The organism is Pseudomonas sp. RA_5y_Pfl1_P24 (assembly GCF_963970945.1).
Classification (GTDB): domain Bacteria; phylum Pseudomonadota; class Gammaproteobacteria; order Pseudomonadales; family Pseudomonadaceae; genus Aquipseudomonas; species Aquipseudomonas tritici.
Genome location: NZ_CAXAOJ010000032.1, coordinates 1 through 1136, shown reverse-complemented (window position 1 = coordinate 1136; position 1136 = coordinate 1). Strand labels below are relative to the sequence as shown.

Below are 1136 nucleotides of genomic sequence, written 5' to 3'. Positions count from 1 at the left end.
AAAAGGTACGCAGTCACCCAACAAAGTGGGCTCCCACTGCTTGTACGCATACGGTTTCAGGATCTATTTCACTCCCCTCTCCGGGGTTCTTTTCGCCTTTCCCTCACGGTACTAGTTCACTATCGGTCAGTCAGTAGTATTTAGCCTTGGAGGATGGTCCCCCCATATTCAGACAAAGTTTCTCGTGCTCCGTCCTACTCGATTTCATGACTAAGAGATTTTCGCGTACAGGGCTATCACCCACTATGGCCGCACTTTCCAGAGCGTTCCGCTAATCTCAAAGCCACTTAAGGGCTAGTCCCCGTTCGCTCGCCACTACTAAGGGAATCTCGGTTGATTTCTTTTCCTCAGGGTACTTAGATGTTTCAGTTCCCCTGGTTCGCTCCATACACCTATGTATTCAGTGTAAGGTAACCATCTTATGATGGCTGGGTTCCCCCATTCAGACATCTCCGGATCAAAGTCTGTTTGCCGACTCCCCGAAGCTTTTCGCAGGCTACCACGTCTTTCATCGCCTCTGACTGCCAAGGCATCCACCGTATGCGCTTCTTCACTTGACCATATAACCCCAAGCAATCTGGTTATACTGTGAAGACAACATTCGCCGAAAATTCGATAATACTCAATGCAGAGTAACTCACAAATTTTACCTTAGCCTGATCCGTTACCAGTGAAAGTAACGTTCAGTCTATCTTTCTATCACATACCCAAATTTTTAAAGAACGATCTAATCAAAGACTAGAAATCAACATTCACCATCACAATGATGGAATGCTCATTTCTAAGCTTTCATAACGTAGAAGCAGTAGTGGTGGAGCCAAACGGGATCGAACCGTTGACCTCCTGCGTGCAAGGCAGGCGCTCTCCCAGCTGAGCTATGGCCCCGTATTTCTACAGGCGTTTCCCACACAAAATTGGTGGGTCTGGGCAGATTCGAACTGCCGACCTCACCCTTATCAGGGGTGCGCTCTAACCAACTGAGCTACAGACCCAATTTCGGGCTGCTTCTTATCGTCTTCTTCAATGAATCAAGCAATTCGTGTGGGAACTTATGGAGCAGCTGATGTCGTCGATTAAGGAGGTGATCCAGCCGCAGGTTCCCCTACGGCTACCTTGTTACGACTTCACCCCAGTCA

General features: G+C 48.2%; 2 tRNA genes and 2 rRNA genes. All 4 read right to left on the bottom strand.

What is annotated here, in order from left to right:
- Window positions 1-560 (bottom strand): 23S ribosomal RNA (locus tag AACY30_RS27320); the annotation flags it as partial.
- A 249-nt stretch (window positions 561-809) separates the two neighbouring features.
- Window positions 810-885: transfer RNA gene (locus AACY30_RS27315), tRNA-Ala, on the bottom strand.
- 30 nt (window positions 886-915) lie between these two features.
- Window positions 916-992: transfer RNA gene (locus AACY30_RS27310), tRNA-Ile, on the bottom strand.
- 82 nt (window positions 993-1074) lie between these two features.
- Window positions 1075-1136: ribosomal RNA gene (locus tag AACY30_RS27305) — 16S ribosomal RNA — on the bottom strand; the annotation flags it as partial.